Genomic DNA, 22326 nt, shown 5'->3' with positions numbered 1-22326 from the left:
CCATAATATTTTTAATTTGGTTGTACTTCATTATTACGAAAATTAAGCCACACAGAGCCTTTGTGGTATATTTTTTCTAGTTTTAAAAATTCGAAGAAAAATTATAGTTTATTATAGAATTTTAAATCTCCAATTCACGATCAACACTCAACTCAGTATATAATGTTCCGTAAAAATCTTGCAAAACCAAAAAGCTTTCATGATGCAATTCTCTTTTCATTGTAGATAAGTCGTAAATATCCCAAATCCCGCTGTGATGCCAATTATCTAAATGATCCCAATCCGGCCGGTCGATCAATGGGTAAATACAACATCCTAAAAGAGGAATCCCGGTTTTTAAAATAGAAAAGCATTCTTCTGTTACAGATTTTAACCATTTTGCACGGTCTTCTCCGGGATGACTTGTTTCAGATATAATAATTGGTTTTCCGTACCTTGTAAATACAGTTTCTATAAGCTTCTCAAGACTTCGGTATAATGGATGAGGCGGTCGTTCTCCCCACGGAACAGTTTCATGAGTTTCATTAATCCATTGATTATTGTAATAGTAATTTACACCGATAATATCAAGATATTCCGGCTTACCTCTTAACTCAGGACAAATTTTACCGCAGAGGATATCATGAACCTGAAATTGCTCGAAATGCTTTTGTTCTGCTTTTAATAATGCTGCCGGGTCTGATGCGTTATTTGAAATAATACTGACCAACGGTTCTGTCAGCATAATTCTTATTGAAGGATCAACTTCCTTCATTAGCTCAATCCCCTCAATATACGCTTTCATAAGCGCATATTTAACCTCCCATCCTTGCCCGATACAATATGGAGAAGTTCCTCTTACATCGCCACCGAGCCAAGATAAAAAACTCACTTCATTAATTGGCGTAACAATCAATTCTCCATAAGGATCCAGATTTCTGTATTTTATTACAAAGGCCCGGCAAAGCTGACCGAATCTACGGGCAAACATCGGATGAAGTGGAGTCAGATCATCAGGAAAGCCAAAATGGCAAATATCCCATATAATTTGGATATTGTTATCTTTTGCAGTAGCCATCATATAATCTAAATCTGACCAATCATAGTCATAAGGACGGATTTCAACTGTACTCCACCTTATACCTTCACGAATAGTCTTTATTTTTAGTATGTTTAAAAGATCGTAATCTTCCCGAAGTTTTATATCATGTCCTGATGCTGAAAAAAGATCCACTCTGTTTCCGAATGCATTAAGATGATCCGCACATTCAAAACCACCCATTAAAAAACTTTTAAATGGATTTTTATAAAAAGTAGAAGAAACATTACTGAACATATTCTTCTTTTGTTTTAATTTTCTTGAATAATGCTAAAGACTGCGCAACAACCTGATCCATATTATAATATTTATAGGTTCCTAAACGACCCGTAAAATAAACATCGGTATGGGATTCAGAGAGTTTTTTATACTGATTGTAAATTTCTTGATTCTGCTTTCTTGGTATCGGATAATAAGGATCGCCTTCAGCAGTTGGATACTCGTAAACAATCGTGGTATTTGGATTTTTTTGTCCAGTTAGGTGTTTAAACTCTGTAATTCGGGTATACAAGTTAGAAGTGGGATAATTGACAGTTCCAGTTTTCTGAAAGTTTTCTTGATTTAATGTCTCAAACTTAAAATTGATCGAACGATATGGCAGTTTTCCGTAGCAATAATCAAAATACGAATCAATAGGACCAGTATAAATCATTTTTTTAAATGGAATTACATCAACAATGTCATTATAATCGGTTTGTAACATAATACTTATGTTCTCGTGAGACAGCATTTTTTTAAACATTTCAGTATAACCTTTTTTGGGCATGGCCTGAAAAGTATCCGTAAAATAACGGTCATCTTTATTGGTTCTTGTCGGAACACGTGCAGTTACAGATGCATCCAATTCGGACGGATCCAAATCCCACTGTTTCTTTGTATAGCCTTTAAAGAACTTTTCATACAATTCTTTTCCAACAGCATTTAAAACCACATCTTCTGAAGTGAGTATTTGGTTTCTTTTTTCAGCTTTAGACGCAAGAAAATCTGTAACCTCATCTGAACTAAGCTCTTTTCCATATAAAGAATTAATTGTAGTTAAATTAATCGGAATTGGAACAAGCTGCCCATCAACACTTCCCAAAACCCGATGTTCGTAGGGCCTCCAGTCCGTAAATTTGCTTAAATATTTAAAAACATCCTCCGAATTCGTATGAAAAATATGAGGACCATATTTATGGATAAGAATACCTTCTTCATTATAAAAATCATAAGCATTACCTGCAATATGATTTCTTTTATCTACTATAAGAATCTTCTTTCCTTCTTTGGCAAGGCGTTCAGCCAGGACAGTGCCGGCAAAACCACAACCTACTATTAAAAAATCATACATGGTTTATCTGTTTTTGAGTGTTTTTAAACTTTACATTATTGATTAAGGTGCTCATCATAGAAAAAGTATGATCCCATGAATCATTTTCCAAAAAATGATCAACTTTTCTGAGCCAATGATCTCTATCCTTATCTCTAAAAATCTTTTCAGCCTCTTCTATAAAAGATTCTGAGCCATTAACAATTTTTACCAAACCTGCATTCCCATATGGATGTATAACATCTTTAATGGCGGTGGATATTACAGGTTTTCCTGCTGCAAGATATTCCGGGGTTTTTGTAGGACTTATAAATTCTGTTGATTCATTTAAGGCAAATAATATCAAAGCAATATCCCAGTGAGCGATATATGTAGGCAGCTCGGTGTAAGATTTTGGTCCTAAATAATGAATATTATGTCCTTGTGGTAAATCACTTTTATCAATCTTCACAACCGGACCGATAATTACAAACTGCCACCCCGGACGAAGATGAGCCACATTTCGAAGAAGATCTATATCAAAACGCTCATCAATGACCCCGAAGAATCCAAGTCTCGGATGACTAATTGATTCCTGATCATATGGATCTGACTGTGGTACTCTTGCCTGCTCAAAATGATGCTTATCAATACTGCTAGGCATTGCATGAATATTTTGGTGGCGATTTTTTTTTGCCTGAAAAAGCGAGTAACCGCCTGTAAAGACAACATCAGCTTTTCTGAAGAGTTCATTTTCCAGCTCTATGAGGTGAGGCGGGGCAAATCGGAAGGCAGACAGTTCATCCATAGAATCATAAACAATGATTTCCGGTGCTAATTGATCGGTAAACTGTAATGCCATCGGTGTATAATACCAGCTGATATAACTTTCAATATTGTATTCAGAGATAAGATTCTGAATAAGATTTTGGACTTGGATTTCGGAACTACTAGGATCTTTTATTAAGAGCTGGACGATACAAACACCATCCTGTAAATTGACGACATATTCGTCCCTTTCAGCTATTTTTGGTTCTTCAAAATAGAAAACCTGGTATTGAGTAGCGAATCTTGTGAGAAGGTGTTGAGGTCTTTGATAGACGAAGTTCCACGATAGATGACTAAAACAGAGTAGATGCTGCATAATTATGTAATTTGGTTTTGTAGTAACAATTTAGCTAAACTTTTCTCCTAAACTTATGACTGTAAGCATACAAAGAACATATTGGAATAATCATTTAAACTGTATTATTTAGCATTTAAGTACATATAAAACTCTTATTTTTCTCTTATTGAAATTTATTCCGTAGAACCAACATATCATCACTCACTTTCTTATCCAAAACTTTAGCATATTGTTGTGTAGTTTTTATATTTGTATGTCCAAGCATTTTACTCACACTTTCAATCGGAACGCCATTAGACAATGTAACAGTAGTAGCAAAAGTATGTCTTGCTATATGGAACGTCAGATCTTTATTGATTCCACAGACGCTGGCAATTTCTTTGAGATAGGAATTCATTTTCTGATTGCTGAGAACAGGAAACAGAACATCTGAATCGACACATTGCGGATGATTCTCATATTTTAAAACCATTTCCTGAGCCACGGGCAATAAGGGAACCCTTGTTGAAGTATCAGTCTTTTGACGATGAGTAAAAATCCATTGGTCGCCATCAACGCCGATATTTATGTTAGACTTAGACAATTGCTTGACATCCACATAAGCCAGACCGGTGTAGCAACTGAAAAGAAAAATGTCGCGAACCTGATTCAACCGGTCTGATGTAAATTCCTTTTCGTAGATCATCTGAATTTCTTCTTTGGTAAGATAAGGACGTTCCACAGCTTTTATTTTTGCTTTATAGCCGAGAAAAGGATCTTTGGTGATCCAACCGTGCGCCATACACAAACGAATGATCTTTTTGAAATTTTTGAGGTATTTCACAGCGGTATTGTTTGCGCATTTACGGACACTGCGTAGCCAGAAATCATAATCACTGACAAAACCGTGATCTATTTGCGTGATATCAATATCAGAAACTTTGTATTTCCAATAAATGAATTCCTGGGTATGCTTTAAAGATGTTTTGTAACGTTCCAGTGTTCCGGGAGCAAAATCCTGACCGACCAAAGCTTCCACTTTGTCATTATGCTCCTGGAATATGGGAATAAGCATTCTTTTTTCAATATCCGTTCCAAGCAGTTTAGATTTTAAACTCTCTGCACTAACAACAATTTCTTCTTTCAGCATTAAAAAGTGGAAATCATATACTTGCTGTTCTAACGTTTTAAGATAAGAGTTCAGTGTCTTAATTTCTTGGCTATTACCTATAGCTTTCTGTGCTTTATTATTCCACTTCTTAGGGTCGATATACCTTTTAGCCGCAATCTCTGCTGCCTTGCCATCTATTGTGATTCGTAAATAGATAGGAGCGGTTCCGTTTGTTCTGATTTTATTCTTTTTGATGTAGAGTAAAAGGTTGAATGTTTTGTTCATAATGTGATAACTTTAATGGTTTAATAATTTACTTTTTGTTACCACTTTTTGCAAGATGTACAATCGTTAGACTGCCTATTGGTCAGGCTTTCCAAAGATTTCAGTGACCTATTTTGATATTTTCTTGATTGGTCACTGAATAGGTCACTTTTATTATGGCCTTTTTTGTTTTATTTTGATACTGCGCTAAAACAAAAAACGCTGTAAACATTGATGTTTACAGCGTTTTAGCTTATTTTGGTTTCCCCAATGGCGGAGAGTGAGGGATTCGAACCCCCGGACCTGTTACAGTCAACAGTTTTCAAGACTGCCGCAATCGACCACTCTGCCAACTCTCCTTACTTGCTACGATTTCTCGTTTTCAGTGGTGCAAATATAAAGTGTTTTTCGCTGATTGCAAAACATTTTAAGGATAAATTTTAACAAAACTTAATAATCAACTATAAATCAAGGGAATTATTTTTATTGATTAATTTCTACAACAGACAAAACAAACAATATTAAACAAAAAAGCATCTCTTTCGAGATGCCTGAATATCTAAAATAGGGAAATTTGCTAATGTAATTCTGCTAAATATTTTTCAGCATCCATTGCCGCCATACATCCGCTTCCTGCAGCCGTAATTGCCTGTCTGTAGATATGATCCTGAACATCTCCTGCAGCAAAAACGCCCGGAAGATTTGTTCTTGAAGAACCTTTTTCAGTAACGATATATCCGTTTTCATCCAGATCAATTTGACCTGCGAAAATATCGGTATTTGGCTTGTGACCGATGGCGATGAAAATTCCGTGTACATCAATCGTCGATTTTTCCTGAGTCTGATTGTTAATGACAACAGCTCTTTCTACCAAATTGTTTTCACCTTCAATTCCAATTAATTCATGATGAAATTTCACTTCGATATTCGGAGTGTTTTCCACTCTGTGAACCATTGCTTTTGAAGCTCTGAACTCGTCTTTTCTTACCAGCATGGTTACTTTATTTACCAATTTAGCCAAGTAAGTAGCTTCTTCAGCCGCAGTATCTCCTGCTCCGACAACGACTACATCTTTTCCTCTGTAAAAAAATCCGTCACAGGTTGCGCATGCAGAAACTCCTCCTCCATTATATTTTTTCTCGTCATCAAGACCTAAATATTTTGCAGTAGCTCCTGTAGAAATAATTACAGATTTAGCAAAAATCTCTTTGTTCCCCGCATATAATTTATGAATACCACCCACTTCTTTTGAAAATTCAGCTTTGGTAATCATTTCGTAATGCACTTTTGTGTCGAATCTTTCAGCTTGTTTCTGAAGATCCATCATCATTTCAGGACCTGTAATTCCTGCAGGATAACCCGGAAAATTATCAACTTCTGTTGTTGTTGTTAATTGTCCTCCCGGTTCAAGACCTGTATATAATTCAGGTTTTAAGTCTGCTCTTGCTGCGTAAATTGCCGCTGTAAAACCTGAGGGTCCCGATCCAACGATCACACAATCTAAAATATTTTGCTCCATAATTTATTAATCAATTTCAAGGGTGCTAATTTCGTAATTTTTAATGTTTAATTAAAGTAAATTTAATGATAGTTGTCAATATTTAATATGTCGAATGTCAATGAACGATTTAACCGTTTTTAATTTTCTAGAAACTTCCTCAATTCATAATTCATATTATTTTTATTCAAATTCAAAATTTTGAGATCCTCTTCTACTGAATTTCCACTTTTTAAAACCATAAACAATTTTTCTTTACCAAATTTAGAAATGATCATTTCACACAAAACAGCTGAAATTACATAAGGAATTGGTGTTTCCTTTTCAAAAAATAATCTTTCGTAGATGTCTAAGTGTTCAAAAGCATCAAAACCAGGATTTTCTGTCAGAAAATTTTTCAATTTTTCTTTCTGCCATTTATAATCAAACTTTCCGCTTCCTCCAAAATAAGTGGCAATTCCTTCATCAAAATAGGGATTTATTTTAGGGAAGAGTTTTGATGTAAATAAATGAACAAGTTCGTGGGTATAATATTCTGAGTTATTTCCTGAAAAAATAATGTTATAACCTTCTGCAAATCCGCCAGATTTATCAGCATACATCATCGGATGATAATCAAAACCTTTCAATTTAAACACTTCTTCGGGAGAAATTGTTGAATAATATGTAATAGGAAATTTTTCAGCTCCGAAAAAGTCTGAAAGCATATGAATGTCTTTTTTTTGTGCTTCAGCTTCGGCAATATTATAATTTTTATTTGGTGAAATATAATAAGTTACATTATCCTCATTTTTAATTTTCCAGTTTTTTGTTGCGTAATCAATATATTTACTAAAGAAAACTCTGTCTCCTTTTTTTACAGCGATTACATTATAGATTGCTTTTATAAGATTGGATCTTGTTTCCGAGTTATATCCGATAAAAGCTATTTTTACAATTCTTTTATCATTTTCGTCTGTTGGGATTATTTCCATAACTGACGGTTGATAAAAATTATTTCCTAATTTTCCGCTCTCAATACCGATAATTTCGTAGTAAGGAGATTTGAATCTTTTAAAGTCTGAATCAAGCCAAAATTTAGGATCTTTTGTTTCTAAAAATTCTTCAAGAGTTTCAATAATTTTAGCATTGAATGAATCTTGCTGATTTATGGCAGGAGAAATTGATTTTATTCTGAATTGTGAATAAGAAAAATGAAATAATAGAACTAAAACCAGTGTATATAGACTTCTCATATTTAATTTTTTACAACTAAAACCTATCAATATTAAACGAAACTTTTAAATGATCACAACATTGCGGCCCGACCTGAGTGGAGCTCTTTTTGCTGCAACGCAGTGGAAGCAAAAAAGCGGGAACGGAGGGCGGAAAAGTCGCCATTGTAAAAATATATAAAAAATGACTTTCGACGTAGTCAAATTGTTGCCAAAACAGAAGTTTAAAATAACTTTCGAAGTAATCAAATTTTCACCTCAATGAAAAATTCACTTGCTAAGCAAAATTGACCTTGTCACGATTTACTTTTACACTTTCATCTTAATCTTATCCACATTGATAATTTTGTAAACCAATTCTTTAATTAGTTCAGAATCATCCATATTTACTGCACCCAACCCCTTACCTTTCATATCAAATTCCCTTAAAATAGAAATCACTCGGGTTGCATGTTTTAAAGGATATAATCGCGCTGCCTCCGCATAATCTTTTATAAAATAAGGATTGACACCCATCTGGGAAGCAATAACCTGCGGCGGTTGATTAATCATCGTATTGTAAATAATGATATTTGAGAAATAGCTGTACAGACTCGCCATCATCATTACAAACGGGTTGTTTTTAGGATTTTTACCCATAAAATGAGCAATTCTGAATGCTGCATTAGCATTTTTTGTTCCTAAAGCTTTTTGAAGCTCAAAAACATTGTATTCCTTACTGATTCCGATGTGGTTTTCAACCACGGTTCCGTCTAAGATTTGTCCTTCTTTAAGGATGATTTTCAGTTTTCCGAGCTCGTTGGCAATTCTGGACAGGTCGTTTCCAAGATACTCAGCAAGAAGATGAGAAATATTCGGTGCGGTTTTGATGTTTAATTTAATACATTCATCGGCAATCCATTTCGGGAGGTTATTATCTCTTATCGATTCACTCAGAAAAAGTGCATTGGCTTTATCTAAAGACTTTGTTACCTTTTTACGGCTATCTAATTTCTTGTGTTTGTGTGCAAAAACCAAAACAGTGGACGGAACAGGATTTTCAACATAGGCTTCCAAAGCTTTGCTTTCATCGTCATTCAGCTTTAAATCCTGTGCTTCTTTTACGATAATCACCTGTTTGTCGCCCATCATCGGAAACTGTCGAGCCAAAGAAAGAATTTCCTGATAGGTTGTATCTTTTCCGTAGGTTACCGTTTGGTTGAAAGCTTTTTCGTCTTCTTCTAAAAAATCGTATTCAAGGGCTTTTACAGCAACATCAATAAAGTAAGGTTCTTCTCCGTGGAAAAAATAAATCGGTAAAACTTCTTTATTTTTAATATTTTTGAGGATTAAATCTAATTCTTTCATCGTATAAATGGAACTTCCAAAACTGAACTTTCAGGAAACTTTTGATTTTAAATTCAAGAAAGACAAAGATAAGTTTTTTATTTATGATTTGGTTCGTAAAACTTACCTTTTGCTCACGCCTGAAGAATGGGTAAGACAGCATTGGATTCACTATTATCTTACTGTAAAATCATACTCTACATCTGCTTTAATTACTGAAAAAAAGATTGTTTTAAATGGTTTAACAAAAAGAATTGATCTTTTAATTACCGAAAAAGCACAGCCTAAAATTCTGATTGAATGCAAAGCTCCACAAATTAAATTAACGGAAAAAACATTTGAACAGACAGCGAGATACAATTCCATTATCGGAGCAACAGAGATTATTTTGACGAATGGTTTGCAGCATATTAATGCTTTTTATGAAGATGGGCAGTATCAGTTTTATAAACCAGATTAGGGTTAAGACCTAAGTTGAGAATTTTTTATAAAAGATAAATAACATTCTATTCATACTCATTTTGAGTTATTTTATTAACTTCGTTACTTAACCACAAAAAACACAAATTTTTCACCCGAATTTCACAATAATTGTCGGTGTGACTTGTGAAAAGCATTAGTGAAATTTGTGTTCAATTAAATAACAAAATATGATACGTTCAATATTATTATCCACACTTTTATTTTCTTCGGCAACAGTTTTCAGTCAGAAATTAAAACCTGTTTCTTATCAGGACGGTTCGCAAAAACTTAACGGATTGGTTACATCGAATGCCGGAAAAAAACTTCCCGGAGTTCTTATTCTTCCTGCATGGAAAGGAATTGACGACGAAGCAAAAACAGCAGCTGCCGATTTGGAAAAGCAAGGGTATATCGCATTTATTGCAGACATTTATGGAGAGGGAAATATTCCGGCCGACAATGCTTCAGCGGCAAAAACCGCTGGGTTTTATAAAAAAGATTATGCAGCTTATCAGAAAAGAATTTCATTAGCTTTAGAACAATTAAAGAAAAACGGGGCAATTTCAGATAAAATTGCGGTTATCGGATATTGTTTTGGCGGAACCGGTGCTTTGGAATCAGCAAGAGGAAAATTGCCTGTTGCCGGTGTTGTTTCTATCCATGGAAGTATCGGGAAAGACCAGTCAAGACCAAATGAAGTTATTTCAACTAAAATTTTAGTAGAAAATCCTGCAGAAGATAAAAGTGTGACGCCTGAAGATTACAATAATCTGATCAAAGAAATGAATGATGGTAAAGCAGACTGGCAAATTATTACTTATGCCAATTCAAAGCATACCTTTACAGACCCAAAATCTCCTGACTATAATGAAGTGATGGCAAAAAGAGCGTGGAATCACACCCTCTTGTTCTTAAAAGAAATTTTGAAATAAAATAAAAATAGCCTCAAATGATTGAGGTTATTTTTTTATATCGTTGATTGTATTACAACTAAAACACCAGCAATATTCCTTTTCTTTATCTTTTAACTTGATTTTTGCAACCTCTTCACAGTTTTCACAAATAGACTTATTGTTCTCGACTTCTTTTGCATCATAATCACAATCGAAACAGCTCCAGATTGTGAGACCATATTTCCCACCGACGAACCAGGTAAATGAACGTTCTTTACATTTCGGACAGACTAATAATCCCATATTTTTAATTATTTTCTGATTCTCTGTTGACCAATTCCATCGAAAAAGCAGGAAGACAAATCGCAAGATATTCGCAAGGTTCTGAAAACGGATTGCTGTAACGGATTCTGGCTCCTTTTTCAATTAAAATACTTTGTCCTTCTTCTAAAACAACATTTTCGCCGTCAATCTCAAATTGCTTTTTACCTGAAATAATGATGGTAAATTCATCAAATTCGGGAGTCTGATGCGGTTCGCTCCAATTTGGCGGAGCAACCATATGAGCAATAGAAATATTTGAATTCTGGGTAGAATTTCCCCAGTGCTCTTCTATTAATTTTCCATCTGTGGTGGGAACGAAAAATGGTGATTTTTGGATTTTATATTTTTTCATGTTTAATTTAAATATTTTTGAACACAAAGTTCACAGAGTTTTTTGACTACTAACTTTTTTTAAGTTTCACAGAGCCGTTTTACTTATATGAGCTTAAAAAGTTTTTTTTTCAATACAGATATTTTACAGTCTGCTCAATCAGCAAAATCTGCGAGAAATATTTAATTAAAATAATCCTCATTTTTGATTTCGTACACAAAATTAGTTCTTGTCGGTTCACCGAAATAAGCTACTTCTTCTTCCGCAATCTTTTTTCCGCCTAGCCTTTCTAATGCAATTTGGGAACGATAATTTTCTTTTCCGATGTGAAAATGAACCGTATCAACGAACTGAAAAATATAATCGAGCATCATTTTTTTGATCTGAGGATTAATTCCTTTCCCCCAAGATTTTGTTCCGTAAAACGTATATCCGATGAAAATACTGTTCTTATTTTCATCAAAATCATAAAAACGGGTGCTTCCCAAAACCTCTCCGGTTTCTTTTTCAACAATTTTAAAAGCACCTTTGCTTTCAACCGCACCTTTAAAAAAGTTTTCAAAAACCTCTCTTTTATATCGGTCTTTATTCGGATGTTGTTCCCAAACTTTCGGATCGGAGGCCACTTCGTATAAAGACTCAAAATCCCCTTGTGATAAGGGGATTAATTGATATTTTTCGTTTTCTAATTCAGGTTGAATTGAAAAATTCATTTTTATCCTTTTTTATTAGAATCTGATTCGATTTTTTTGATTTCTTTTAATTTTTCAGAAATCTTATTTACCGCGTCCAGTTTTGCCGGTTTCAAAGCAACTTCAGCTTGAGCCATATCCCATTTGATAACCAAATTACCGGAATTTTCGTCTGTAGGATTCAAAGTAATTTCAAACCACTCCTGCTTGTCAGCTAATTTATTTACAGGAACCGTTACATCAACCACATCTTGTTTTGGATCGTATGTATAAGCTCCCCACTGCTGAAAATCTTTATTTAGAATTACTTTCCATTCTTTTTCTGTCGGTACAATAAACAAACCGTAAGTTCCCGCAGGAACCACTTTTCCACCGAAATTTACAGACTGACCAAATGTAATTTTTGTTGATGAATTTGCTCCCGCTCTCCAAACCTGTCCGTAAGGAACCAGTTCTCCGAAGATTTTACGACCTTTTACTCCTGGTCTACCATAATCGACAGTGATTTTCGACATTGAAAACTGCTGCTCTACTTTCTGACGCGGACTTGCTGCCGGTACCGAATAATCCTGTGCAAAACTTAAAGCCGAAACCGATATGCAAACTGCGAATAATAATTTTTTCACTTTTTTTAAATTTTGCCTAAAATTACAAAATCGAGTTCAAAAATCACTTTTCGACTTTGATAAATTTTGTTAAATTAAAATGCTGATTTTTATTTTAACGTAATGCTCGCAAAAACTTTTTTTAATATTGTTCTGTATATTTTTGTTCGCTGAGGTGTTTGAGTCCGTCGAATCTTCGATTTTACTCAGCAAAGTTCATAAAATTAAAGATTTCTTTTTGCCTGTTCAATGTGTCTCAGGTTATGGTAAACTACAAAACGGAAGGTATCACCAAGTTTTAATTTAATGAAATTAGAAATAGTAATGCTTGTTTTTGTTTTATTTAAATCAACATTTTCAGCATTATTCAAAAGATGGATCATTTGCTTCTGCTGAGAAATAAATTCATTTAAAATACTTCTATCCAGATTGCTGTGAATGGGATTCATTGATTTAAAGGTTTTCATTTTTTTAAAATTTTCTTTTGGCAGCATACTGTTTGCAAAATAATTTCCTAAAGTTCCCGAACTGAAGATTTCTGTTGGTTTGATATTGGAATTTTGTAATCGTTTACTTATTTCAGGAATGTAAAATTTACCGTAACGATTCAGATGTTCCAGACACTCCAAAATGCTCCAACTTTTTTCTGAAAGTCTGAAATTGAGCATCTCATCCGATTTATTTAAAAGATTTTCAGCAAAATGTAGATTTTCTTCTGTTATCTTTTTCAAATCATATATCAATTGCTTTGTTGCGATCTTCATATTTATTTTTATGGCAAATTTCCTGTTTCAAAAAACAATAAATATTGATTAGAGTCAAGATTTTTTAAGCCTTGATAAAGTTTCCGGACTCATCCTTAAATAATTGGCAATATGTTTATTTGGAATTTCCTGAAATAGCTGCGGGCTTCTTTTTAAGACTCTGTCGTAACGTTCTTTCGGAGAATTGACTAATAAGTCTTTTTCTCTTTCAATCTGTTGCAAAACTAAATCTTCCAAAATAGCCGTCCATAAATTTAAATTCTCATTTGAAGAAGTAATGAATTTGTAGAAGTCCTTTTTTGAGGCAACTTTTATTTCGGTTTTCTTAATTGCCTGAATATAAAAATCAGTTGGTTTTTCAGATAAAAACGAGTCAAGACATACAATGATATTCTCTTTATAACCAAAACGGATGACTCTTTCCTGATCTTCATCTCTGATAAAAATCCGTAAACTTCCTTTTTCAATAAAATAAATATTGCTATCGATATCGCCTTCCAGCGTAAGAAAATGATGTCTGTTGATGACTTTCTTCTTTTGAAACAAATCTGCATTAAGCAGAGTCTGAATAATATTCACAATCTGAATTTTAAATTAAATAAAAACCTCATAAAAATATATGAGGCTTGAAAATTATAAAAGAAATCTATTCCGGCAATGCTTTCCATTTCTGAAGGATGGCAGTATAGAAATACATAAAAATAAACCCTAAAATTAAAATAATATAACTCAGGCCAAAACCAAGAGATTCCATAATTGTACTACAGTTTTCGTATGCCTCTCCTGTCTCAGGGTTGTAAACTGTTCCGCCACAAGCATCTCTCTGATACATTGTAATAATGGCAAATATTAAAAATACAAAAAGTACAAAACCATTCATTGAAATATTAACAAAGATAGAAGAGATCAGTTTTCTGAATCTGTTTATCATCGTTAATGGAATCAGTAATATGATAAGGCCTACTAAAAGGGTAAGATGAGAAGCAAAATATTCTTCTTTTCCGCTTAAAGAAAATGAATAGAAAACAGTAAGTAAAACAACAGACAGCACCAAAATCCCCGCGCTGATTACGCTGAAAAGCAAAGATTTCAACCCAGTAATTCTGAAGCTGAAAATGAAGGTTGATAAAAAGAATGCGATCCATAGATATATATGAATATTCTCAGAAAAAAAGTCTTCTTTCTTCACAGAATCAACATTTTTCAGCAAATCTTTCATGCTCTCAGTTTTATAATAATAGTTCGTAAGATTATTTTTAAAGTACTGATCCGGCGAAAGCTGTTTGTTGATTTCCGGGTTGAAAGCTTTTATTTTGATGCTGTCATCCACAATTCTTCCGTCACCGTCCACTGTTGCAGCAGCAGAATCCGCGTACACTGCAGCTGTCTGAACTTCATCAACAGCAGAATAACCATCATCAGTATCTTTTCCCGGTTCGTAATCCTTAAAAAAATATCTTACCTCAAAATCAGAATTATTCGGCGTATAAATCATTTTTGTCCAGATTTTTGCATCCAGATTATTCTTAACTTTAAATTCTTTTGAAATATTGATAAAGTCTGTCAGAAGTTTTTCAAGTTCAGCAGGATTTTTCTTATTTAAAAGCTTTGCCGTTTTTTCATTGATAATTGCTTTTCTCTTTTTTAATACAAAATCAGGATAATCCTTATCATAATCAATATCTGTATACGAATATTGATTTGAAAAATCATAATCGTAAAACAAGTTTGAGAAATTGTAATAACTCGGTTTTGTAGTTTTAATATAAGGTGAAAGATCTACAACATCTTTTTTGAAGTAAAAAACTTTAGAATTTTCTGTCTGTTCACTGTAGGCTTCCGGTGTTTTTGCCGACCTTTCAGGTTCAGGTACTATAAACTGATTCTTTTTATCCTTTTTGTATGAAGTTTTAGAATATATTGTATAAAACTGATAAACACGGTTATAATACACAAAATACTTCTTATCCCGTACCGCATGGTCAACATTTGTTTCGCAATAAAGATCATAAAAAGGTTTAGGATATAATCTGTTTTCCAGCGTGTAATCTTCAATATTTTGAGAGAGAAAAGGTATTGCACGGTTAATGACATCTATATTTTTTGCCATTTCTTTATCTGAATATTTATTGTTGATAAACATTCTGAAACCCGTCATGTAAGAAAAATAAAATGTCGTACAAGAAAAGATAATTATAAAATACTGTACAAACTGACCAAACAGCTTTCCTTTTGAAGAGGGATAAAAATTTTTGAACGCATTGTTCTTAAACATCATCAAAAGCCATCCTACAAGCAATAAGATTGAAATAATAAGATGAATAAAGATGACACCATCCTGAAAATAATCATTTTTTACACTATATTTCTGAAGCGAAATCGGGTCAATGTGAGAAAGATAACCAATCACAAAAAAGATAATGTGTGCCGCTAAAGCAGCCAAAAGCATCCATACAATTTTGGTATTCCAGATGGTAGGATATTTTTCAAGCAGAAATTGATTGAATTTATTGAGTTTTTGCATTTTAATTGAATTAATGAAGATTAATTAACGAAAAACCTTCTTGTGGAAGACGAAATATTCCGGATATACACCATCTCTGTTTTGGCACTTCCCAAAGCAGAAATCACATCATAAAATGCAGTTTCTGGCGAAAAATAAGCAACATAAACTCCACCGTTGAAATTCAGTTTTTCGAGATTGAAATCTTTGAAAACTTCCAGTAATTTTTCACGCGATTCAGCCGTATCAATTTCTATAATTAAATGCCCGTTTTCCGTATTCTGAAGCTCGGAATTATCTTTGTACTGCCCATTTTTAAGGAAAATTACTTTATCAGAAATCTTTTCCACTTCATATAATTGTTGTGAACTCAAAATCAAAGCAATCGGGTTGTTGACTGAATTGGCGATTGATTTCAAATCTTCCAGAATCACCTGTTGTGCCAGAACATCCAGATTCGCCAACGGTTCATCCAGTAACAAAATTTCAGGCTTTCGGAGAAGTGTTCTTGCCAGTTCAAAACGCATTTTGTACCCGGAAGAAAGTTCATTCCATTTCAGATGTTTGTAATTCCACAATCCGAGCCGGGCAATCATCATTAAAGTTCTGATTTCATTTTCTTCAGGTTTTACGGCGTAATTTGCAAGAACAAACTTAAGATTATCCTTCAGACTTCCATACCATTTTTCGGTACGTTGCGGAATATAAACCAATTTTGTACGCAGATTGTATTCATCTTTTGGTTCAGTATTGAAAGAATAATTAAGTTCACCTTCGTTAAAAGAAATTTCTTTAGCTAAAATTCTTAAAAGTGTTGTTTTCCCATTTCCGTTCTCTCCTACCAAACCATAAACCTGCCCTTTATTGATTTCCACGGAAACCGGCCCTAACGAAAAACGGTTGCTTCCGTAAGATTTCAGAATATTTCTTGCCCGCAGTACAGATTTCTCCAAAGAATGTTCCTGAACGGGAATTTTTTCAATTTTCTGAAGAAGATTTTTTGATTTTTCAATCAACTCTTCGGTATATACAGGATACTTTTCTTTCCAGTCTGTCAATTCAATCGCTTCCTTATAAATAGCCATATCTTGTGTATCCATAGCACAATCGAGCAGTTTTCTGAATCCCAGAACGGTATCTCTATTGTCGAAGAAACGATGAACTTCGTTCACACGATGTTGATGTTTGGTCATTTGTTTTATTTAATAAATCTAATATAAATAAAATTCAAGAATAATTTATGTCAATTTATAGAGATAAATTTATTGATTATATTTGATGAAATTTGTCTTTTAAAAATGTTTACAAAATCAGTCTTCGGTTTATCATTTATTGTAGGTTTTATTACGGTTACTGCTCAGGAAATTATTCCTTTCAGATTGACCAAGCACAATAACATCATTGTAAAAACCCTGGTAAATAATAAAGATTCGCTTCATCTGATGTTTCAGATTGCAATGGAAGAATGTTCTATCTCTCCACAGAGAACCCGGAAAGCAGACCACATAAAATTCACCAATGAAATGAGTAACGGAAATGTCGTTCAAATCGGAAACAAAAAATACGAAAATATCCTGTTTTTTGATAATGAATTTTCTGGACATGAATCTGACGGTAAGATAGGAACCGGAATTTTTAAAGATAAATATTTCAAAATCGACTATGATCATAGCCAATTTGTAACCTACGATAAGGAGCCTGATTTAAAAGGTTATCAAGCCATAAATCTTTTGGAAAAAAACGGACAATATTTTATCGCCGCAGATAATGTGGTTGAAGACAAATAGCAGGAAGCCTATTTTCTTTTACAGTCAGGATATTCAGGTGGTTTAATTTATAGTGACCAATTTGCAGAAGACAATCAGTTAGATAAAAAACTAAAAATAATCGGAGAAAAAGAGCTCAAAAATTCTTCAGGAAAGACCATGATTTCCAAACAGGCAATTTTACCATTTTTCAAGCTTGGTGATATTGTTTTAAGAAACGTTACAGCCGGATTTTTCATAGGAGAAATTAAAAATCAGAAGACCAATTATCTTGCTGCCGATGTGATGCGCAGATTCAACTGGATCTTTGATAAGGACAGGAAAACGGTCTACATAAAAGCGAGTAAGTATTTTAATGAACCATACTATGAAATCATATGATAAAATTCTGATTAAAATTACCACTATAATTAATACAGTAATGTTAATTTAATTAAATGTCCTATAAGATTATTCTAATAGCATGTGTATCTCGACCGGAGTTTATGGATGAATTTTGGAAAAGAAGTGAATTTTAATTACATTTTAATTCAGGTTTTTTTCCAGCTTTTCCAAATATTGCATCCAAGCGCTTGAACAGTCTCCATAACATTCAAAATATTACGAGCAACATACAGAAATTGATGCTTTTCTAAATGAAATGAGCTCAAAATATTCTATTTAGATTTCAATCAAATTCTTTTGTCTTGAAACAAAGGAACCAAAAATTCAAGACTTGGAAACTTCCGCTAAAAATTAAAATTTAATCCTAAAATTCCAAAAACTTGCGCGAATTCAAGATTTGTTCTTCGGTTGAAAATTTGTCTCGCGCTTCAAACAGTGGGAATTTTTTAACGGATTAATTTTTAATTTTCTTAACGCTCCATTTTCCTATGTCGTAAAATATTGAAAATAGCCTTAAATTATCTAATATGTTTTAATGGATAATAGTTTCTTTGATTTATTTTGATATGGATCTAATATAAGATTTAATCGATTGTTCATAAACGAATTTTTTTTCAAATGAATTCTTAATTTTAGTGAGTTTATTCAAATTAATATTTGCAATAAGTAAAATGCTTTTTTTAACTTCTTTTACTTTCCTTTTATCAATAAACATAAAATTTATTCGAATAAAAAAGTCTTCATAAATTATTATGATTGCTAAAAAGTAATAAAACGGAAAACTTATTAATGTTAATATAATTGGTAAGTAGAATGACTTTAAATTTGTCTCGGTTAATAAATTTCTATAATCACTAAATGTTTTATAGGAAATATAAATCAAAATTGCTATTCCGAATATTGAAAGGATAGATTGTAAAAATTTATTTGCCTTAATATGTTTTGGATTTTTTTGCATACTATTTTTCGAATATTCAAATAATATAGTTATCAAACTGATGATTGGAACTAATATTAATTCTGTAATTATTCCAAATGTGTAAAAATTTATTACAAATTCTAAAAAAAGAATAACTTTTAAATTATCTTTTAATATTTCAACAAAATAATTTGTACTATTCACTTTATTTATATTGAAAAAAACGACCATTCCAGCTGTGAAGAACCAAAACAATGTATCTTTAAGAAATGTCAAGTCCCAGAAATTTATTTGATATAAAAGATATACAGCAAATGAACAATAACATAAAAAAATAATAAGTGAAAAAATAATTTTATAGTTAAATAAAGCTTTTAAAACACTTAGAAATTCTCTCCTAGCAATAAATATAAAAATTGAGAAAAATAAATTTGACCAGACTAATATTGATATTTCTCTAGTTGATAAAGTTTGTAAAAATTCAATCATTGAAATGTATTTGTGATGTAAAATTAAAAAATATATAACTTCTGTACCTGTAAAACAAAAAAACCTCGCAAGAAAACTTACGAGGTTTAAAAATATCTTAATCCGAAAACTACATCGTTTCCATTTTGAAACTCATACTTTCGATTACTTTCAAGATCGCTTCAACTGTATCCATTGATGTTAAACAAGGAACACCATTTTCCACACTCATTCTTCTGATCTGGAAACCGTCTCTTTCAGCTTGTTTTCCTTTTGTAGTCGTGTTGACAACATACTGAACTTTTCCTTTTTGAATCAAATCGATTAGGTTTACATCTTCTTCTCCGATTTTGTATCCTATTTTACAAGGAATTCCTTTTTCTTCGAAGAATTTTGCCGTACCTTCCGTAGCCCAGATTCTGAAACCAACTTCATGGAATCTCGCAGCCAAATCAGCCGCTTCCTGCTTGTGCTTATCAGCTACTGTAAACAAGATCGAACCGTGCATCGGAACTTTTCTTCCTGCTGCAACCAATCCTTTGTAAAGAGCTTTTTCAAGTGTTGTATCTTTACCCATAACCTCTCCCGTAGACTTCATTTCTGGGCCTAAAGAGATGTCAACTTTCGTTAATTTAGAGAAAGAGAACACAGGAACTTTTACGAAAACACCTTCTTTATTTGGAACCAATCCGTTTTTGTAGCCTAAATCTGTCAGTTTTTGACCTAAAATTGCTTTTGTAGCCAAGTTTGCCATCGGAACATCCGTGATTTTAGACAAGAAAGGGACTGTTCTTGATGAACGTGGATTTACCTCGATCACATATACATTTCCTTCGAAAAGAACGTACTGAATGTTCATTAAACCAACTACATTCAATCCTTTTGCTAATCTTTGCGTATAATCTACCAAAGTCTCAACCTCACTTTGTGAGATATTTTGTGGAGGATACACCGCAATCGAGTCTCCGGAGTGAACTCCCGCTCTTTCGATGTGCTCCATAATTCCCGGAATGATTACCGTTTCACCATCACAGATAGCATCGACTTCGATTTCTTTTCCAACCATGTATCTGTCGACCAAAACTGGGTGTTCAGGACTTGCATCTACCGCAAACTCCATGTAATGAGCCAATTCGCTTTCTGAATACACAATTTCCATGGCTCTACCTCCCAAAACATAGCTTGGACGAACCAGAACAGGATAACCGATTTCGTTAGCAATTTTTATAGCTTCTTCTTTTGAAGTTGAAGTTTTTCCTAAAGGTTGAGGAATTCCCATTTCCTGAAGGGCTTTTTCAAACTTATCTCTGTTTTCAGCTCTATCAAGATCCTCCAGAGAAGTTCCTAAAATCTGAACTCCATGACCTGCCAATTTATCAGCTAAGTTGATCGCTGTTTGTCCACCAAACTGTACAACTACACCTTTTGGTTTTTCCAATTCGATGATGTTCATTACATCTTCTTCCGTTAAAGGTTCGAAGTATAATTTATCTGAAATTGAGAAGTCTGTAGAAACTGTTTCTGGGTTATTGTTGATGATAATCGCTTCATAACCCATTTCTTTGATTGCCCAAACTGAGTGAACTGTCGCATAATCAAACTCAACCCCTTGCCCAATTCTGATGGGTCCAGAACCTAGAACGATGATTTTTTCTTTATCAGAAGCAACACTTTCGTTTTCTTCTTCGTACGTTCCGTAGAAATATGGTGTTTCAGATTCGAATTCTGCTGCACAAGTGTCTACCATTTTGTAAACCGGCATTACCCCGTTTTCTTTTCTGAAATTGAAAACTTCACGTTCCGTTACGTTCCAAAGAACTGCAATGTTTACATCTGCGAAACCTAATTTTTTAGCTTCTAATAAAGTGTCTTTGTTGAATTTATTTTCAGCGATAACTTTTTCGAAATCAATTAATTTCTTGATTTTCCAGATGAAGAATTTATCGATTTTGCTCCATTCTACAATTTGTTCCCAATCGTACCCTCTTCTTAAAGCATCGCCGATGATGAACAATCTTTCGTCGTCACAAACCCTGATTCTTCTTTCGATTTCTTCAGCCGTTAAAGCTGTAGCTTGTTTCGTTTTTAAACCGATATGTCTGATTCCTGTTTCTAATGAACGGATGGCTTTCTGTAAAGATTCTTCGAAATTTCTTCCGATGGCCATTACTTCACCTGTTGCTTTCATCTGCGTTGATAATCTTCTATCGGCTGTTTCGAATTTATCGAACGGGAATCTTGGGAATTTAGTTACCACATAATCCAAAGCTGGTTCGAAACAAGCGTAAGTCTTTCCTGTAACAGGATTCATGATTTCATCAAGCGTTAATCCTACTGCGATTTTTGCAGCAATTTTAGCAATCGGATATCCAGTTGCTTTTGATGCTAAAGCTGATGAACGGGAAACTCTCGGGTTTACCTCGATGATATAATAGTTGAATGAATGCGGGTCTAATGCCAACTGTACGTTACATCCCCCTTCGATTCCTAATGCTCTGATGATTTTAAGTGAAGCGTTTCTCAACATCTGATACTCTCTGTCTGAAAGCGTTTGAGAAGGCGCCACAACGATTGAATCTCCTGTGTGAACTCCAACCGGATCTATATTTTCCATATTACAAACCACAATTGCGTTGTCGTTTGCATCACGCATTACTTCATATTCGATTTCTTTGAAACCTGCGATAGATCTTTCAATCAAACACTGTGTAACTGGACTGTGCTTTAATCCTAATTCAGCAATTTCTTTCAATTCTGCTTCAGTGGCAGCGATTCCACCACCTGTTCCTCCCATTGTGAAGGCAGGACGAACAATTACAGGATAACCGATTTCGTTAGCAAAATTTAAAGCTCCTTCTACCGTATTTACAATGTCTGATTCAGGAACCGGTTCGTTCAATTCTCTCATCAATTCACGGAACAAATCTCTGTCTTCCGCTCTGTTGATCGCTGAAAGTTTTGTTCCTAAAACTTCTACTTTACATTCTTCAAGAATTCCTGATTTCTCTAATTCTACCGCCATGTTCAGACCTGTTTGTCCTCCCAAAGTAGGTAAAAGCGCATCCGGACGCTCTTTTCTGATGATATGACTTACAAACTGAAGTGAAATCGGCTCGATGTATACTTTATCTGCAATTTCAACATCCGTCATAATCGTTGCAGGGTTTGAGTTGATCAAAATTACCTTGTAGCCTTCTTCCTTTAAAGACAGACAAGCCTGCGTTCCTGCGTAATCAAATTCTGCCGCCTGACCGATGATGATTGGACCTGAACCGATTACTAAAATTGTTTTTATATCTGTACGTTTTGCCATTTTTTATTTTAGATATGA

At 33.7% G+C, this 22326-nt stretch carries 21 protein-coding genes and 1 tRNA gene; 4 read left to right on the top strand and 18 right to left on the bottom strand.

Going from position 1 to position 22326, the window contains the following annotated elements; all coding sequences use genetic code 11:
* Positions 1–121 precede the first annotated feature (121 nt).
* The 8 genes from ACR1PN_RS01880 to holA form a co-directional block, all read right to left on the bottom strand.
* Entirely contained in the window at positions 122–1315 is a 1194-nt protein-coding gene (locus ACR1PN_RS01880; protein WP_433978638.1) for a hypothetical protein, read from the bottom strand.
* Positions 1305–2408, bottom strand: coding sequence for a UDP-galactopyranose mutase (glf, locus tag ACR1PN_RS01875; RefSeq protein ID WP_433978637.1), 1104 nt, complete (start codon positions 2406–2408; stop codon positions 1305–1307). Before glf ends, ACR1PN_RS01880 begins: the two co-directional genes overlap by 11 nt.
* Positions 2401–3510 (bottom strand): glycosyltransferase, encoded by a 1110-nt coding sequence (locus tag ACR1PN_RS01870; protein WP_433978636.1) that lies wholly within the window; start codon positions 3508–3510, stop codon positions 2401–2403. Before ACR1PN_RS01870 ends, glf begins: the two co-directional genes overlap by 8 nt.
* Before the next feature lie 145 nt (positions 3511–3655).
* The gene (locus tag ACR1PN_RS01865; RefSeq protein WP_433978635.1) at positions 3656–4867 is read right to left on the bottom strand and encodes a site-specific integrase; all 1212 of its coding nucleotides are present in this window, start codon (positions 4865–4867) and stop codon (positions 3656–3658) included.
* A gap of 250 nt (positions 4868–5117) precedes the next feature.
* Positions 5118–5205, bottom strand: a tRNA-Ser gene (locus ACR1PN_RS01860).
* Positions 5206–5423: 218 nt separating this feature from the next.
* Complete coding sequence (gene trxB / locus ACR1PN_RS01855; RefSeq protein ID WP_378172524.1) at positions 5424–6365, bottom strand: thioredoxin-disulfide reductase; 942 nt, start codon at positions 6363–6365, stop codon at positions 5424–5426.
* Between the two features lie 119 nt (positions 6366–6484).
* A complete protein-coding gene (locus tag ACR1PN_RS01850; RefSeq protein WP_433978634.1) occupies positions 6485–7579 on the bottom strand; it encodes a hypothetical protein in 1095 nt (364 codons plus the stop codon).
* 288 nt (positions 7580–7867) lie between these two features.
* The gene (gene holA / locus ACR1PN_RS01845; RefSeq protein ID WP_433978633.1) at positions 7868–8905 is read right to left on the bottom strand and encodes a DNA polymerase III subunit delta; all 1038 of its coding nucleotides are present in this window, start codon (positions 8903–8905) and stop codon (positions 7868–7870) included.
* 7 nt (positions 8906–8912) lie between these two features.
* On the opposite strand from holA, the gene ACR1PN_RS01840 reads away from it, so the two are divergent.
* Positions 8913–9344, top strand: coding sequence for a type I restriction enzyme HsdR N-terminal domain-containing protein (locus tag ACR1PN_RS01840; protein ID WP_433978632.1), 432 nt, complete (start codon positions 8913–8915; stop codon positions 9342–9344).
* Positions 9345–9534: 190 nt separating this feature from the next.
* The gene (locus ACR1PN_RS01835) at positions 9535–10278 is read left to right on the top strand and encodes a dienelactone hydrolase family protein (RefSeq protein ID WP_433978631.1); all 744 of its coding nucleotides are present in this window, start codon (positions 9535–9537) and stop codon (positions 10276–10278) included.
* Positions 10279–10305: 27 nt separating this feature from the next.
* Here ACR1PN_RS01835 and ACR1PN_RS01830 read toward each other — a convergent pair whose 3' ends face one another.
* The 8 genes from ACR1PN_RS01830 to ACR1PN_RS01795 all read right to left on the bottom strand — a co-directional run bounded on the left by ACR1PN_RS01830 (position 10306) and on the right by ACR1PN_RS01795 (position 16651).
* Entirely contained in the window at positions 10306–10542 is a 237-nt protein-coding gene (locus tag ACR1PN_RS01830) for a hypothetical protein (RefSeq protein ID WP_378172542.1), read from the bottom strand.
* A gap of 4 nt (positions 10543–10546) precedes the next feature.
* Entirely contained in the window at positions 10547–10915 is a 369-nt protein-coding gene (locus tag ACR1PN_RS01825) for a cupin domain-containing protein (RefSeq protein WP_433978630.1), read from the bottom strand.
* 161 nt (positions 10916–11076) lie between these two features.
* A complete protein-coding gene (locus tag ACR1PN_RS01820; RefSeq protein WP_378172550.1) occupies positions 11077–11607 on the bottom strand; it encodes a GNAT family N-acetyltransferase in 531 nt (176 codons plus the stop codon).
* Between the two features lie 2 nt (positions 11608–11609).
* Positions 11610–12212: a DUF2911 domain-containing protein gene (locus tag ACR1PN_RS01815; protein ID WP_433978629.1), complete on the bottom strand. Its 603-nt coding sequence runs from the start codon at positions 12210–12212 to the stop codon at positions 11610–11612.
* Between the two features lie 203 nt (positions 12213–12415).
* A complete protein-coding gene (locus ACR1PN_RS01810; RefSeq protein ID WP_433978628.1) occupies positions 12416–12955 on the bottom strand; it encodes a DinB family protein in 540 nt (179 codons plus the stop codon).
* Between the two features lie 54 nt (positions 12956–13009).
* A complete protein-coding gene (locus ACR1PN_RS01805) occupies positions 13010–13534 on the bottom strand; it encodes a Crp/Fnr family transcriptional regulator (RefSeq protein ID WP_433978627.1) in 525 nt (174 codons plus the stop codon).
* Between the two features lie 67 nt (positions 13535–13601).
* Entirely contained in the window at positions 13602–15479 is a 1878-nt protein-coding gene (locus tag ACR1PN_RS01800) for a hypothetical protein (RefSeq protein WP_433978626.1), read from the bottom strand.
* Positions 15480–15499: 20 nt separating this feature from the next.
* Positions 15500–16651, bottom strand: coding sequence for an ABC transporter ATP-binding protein (locus tag ACR1PN_RS01795; protein ID WP_433978625.1), 1152 nt, complete (start codon positions 16649–16651; stop codon positions 15500–15502).
* A gap of 105 nt (positions 16652–16756) precedes the next feature.
* Here ACR1PN_RS01795 and ACR1PN_RS01790 point away from each other — a divergent pair, with 105 nt between their 5' ends.
* Both ACR1PN_RS01790 and ACR1PN_RS01785 read left to right on the top strand, forming a co-directional pair.
* Positions 16757–17245, top strand: coding sequence for a hypothetical protein (locus ACR1PN_RS01790; RefSeq protein WP_433978624.1), 489 nt, complete (start codon positions 16757–16759; stop codon positions 17243–17245).
* Positions 17246–17383: 138 nt separating this feature from the next.
* Positions 17384–17605, top strand: coding sequence for a hypothetical protein (locus ACR1PN_RS01785; protein WP_433978623.1), 222 nt, complete (start codon positions 17384–17386; stop codon positions 17603–17605).
* Between the two features lie 559 nt (positions 17606–18164).
* On the opposite strand, the gene ACR1PN_RS01780 is transcribed toward ACR1PN_RS01785, so the two are convergent.
* Positions 18165–19016: a hypothetical protein gene (locus ACR1PN_RS01780; RefSeq protein ID WP_433978622.1), complete on the bottom strand. Its 852-nt coding sequence runs from the start codon at positions 19014–19016 to the stop codon at positions 18165–18167.
* 109 nt (positions 19017–19125) lie between these two features.
* Entirely contained in the window at positions 19126–22308 is a 3183-nt protein-coding gene (carB, locus tag ACR1PN_RS01775) for a carbamoyl-phosphate synthase large subunit (RefSeq protein ID WP_433978621.1), read from the bottom strand.
* Positions 22309–22326: the final 18 nt, after the last annotated feature.

The sequence above is a fragment of the Chryseobacterium sp. RLHN22 genome, assembly GCF_051011795.1.
Lineage (GTDB): Bacteria > Bacteroidota > Bacteroidia > Flavobacteriales > Weeksellaceae > Chryseobacterium > Chryseobacterium zhengzhouense.
Note: the sequence above shows the minus strand (reverse complement) of the source record. Positions and strands in the feature narration are given on the sequence as shown.

Bases quoted from the DNA above. Each gene is read 5' to 3' on its own strand.
- ACR1PN_RS01880 (WP_433978638.1), bottom strand. From the start codon at position 1,315: ATGTTCAGTAATGTTTCTTCTACTTTTTATAAAAATCCATTTAAAAGT.
- glf (WP_433978637.1), bottom strand. From the start codon at position 2,408: ATGTATGATTTTTTAATAGTAGGTTGTGGTTTTGCCGGCACTGTCCTG.
- ACR1PN_RS01870 (WP_433978636.1), bottom strand. From the start codon at position 3,510: ATGCAGCATCTACTCTGTTTTAGTCATCTATCGTGGAACTTCGTCTAT.
- ACR1PN_RS01865 (WP_433978635.1), bottom strand. From the start codon at position 4,867: ATGAACAAAACATTCAACCTTTTACTCTACATCAAAAAGAATAAAATC.
- trxB (WP_378172524.1), bottom strand. From the start codon at position 6,365: ATGGAGCAAAATATTTTAGATTGTGTGATCGTTGGATCGGGACCCTCA.
- ACR1PN_RS01850 (WP_433978634.1), bottom strand. From the start codon at position 7,579: ATGAGAAGTCTATATACACTGGTTTTAGTTCTATTATTTCATTTTTCT.
- holA (WP_433978633.1), bottom strand. From the start codon at position 8,905: ATGAAAGAATTAGATTTAATCCTCAAAAATATTAAAAATAAAGAAGTT.
- ACR1PN_RS01840 (WP_433978632.1), top strand. From the start codon at position 8,913: ATGGAACTTCCAAAACTGAACTTTCAGGAAACTTTTGATTTTAAATTC.
- ACR1PN_RS01835 (WP_433978631.1), top strand. From the start codon at position 9,535: ATGATACGTTCAATATTATTATCCACACTTTTATTTTCTTCGGCAACA.
- ACR1PN_RS01830 (WP_378172542.1), bottom strand. From the start codon at position 10,542: ATGGGATTATTAGTCTGTCCGAAATGTAAAGAACGTTCATTTACCTGG.
- ACR1PN_RS01825 (WP_433978630.1), bottom strand. From the start codon at position 10,915: ATGAAAAAATATAAAATCCAAAAATCACCATTTTTCGTTCCCACCACA.
- ACR1PN_RS01820 (WP_378172550.1), bottom strand. From the start codon at position 11,607: ATGAATTTTTCAATTCAACCTGAATTAGAAAACGAAAAATATCAATTA.
- ACR1PN_RS01810 (WP_433978628.1), bottom strand. From the start codon at position 12,955: ATGAAGATCGCAACAAAGCAATTGATATATGATTTGAAAAAGATAACA.
- ACR1PN_RS01800 (WP_433978626.1), bottom strand. From the start codon at position 15,479: ATGCAAAAACTCAATAAATTCAATCAATTTCTGCTTGAAAAATATCCT.
- ACR1PN_RS01795 (WP_433978625.1), bottom strand. From the start codon at position 16,651: ATGACCAAACATCAACATCGTGTGAACGAAGTTCATCGTTTCTTCGAC.
- ACR1PN_RS01790 (WP_433978624.1), top strand. From the start codon at position 16,757: ATGTTTACAAAATCAGTCTTCGGTTTATCATTTATTGTAGGTTTTATT.
- ACR1PN_RS01785 (WP_433978623.1), top strand. From the start codon at position 17,384: ATGATTTCCAAACAGGCAATTTTACCATTTTTCAAGCTTGGTGATATT.
- ACR1PN_RS01780 (WP_433978622.1), bottom strand. From the start codon at position 19,016: ATGATTGAATTTTTACAAACTTTATCAACTAGAGAAATATCAATATTA.
- carB (WP_433978621.1), bottom strand. From the start codon at position 22,308: ATGGCAAAACGTACAGATATAAAAACAATTTTAGTAATCGGTTCAGGT.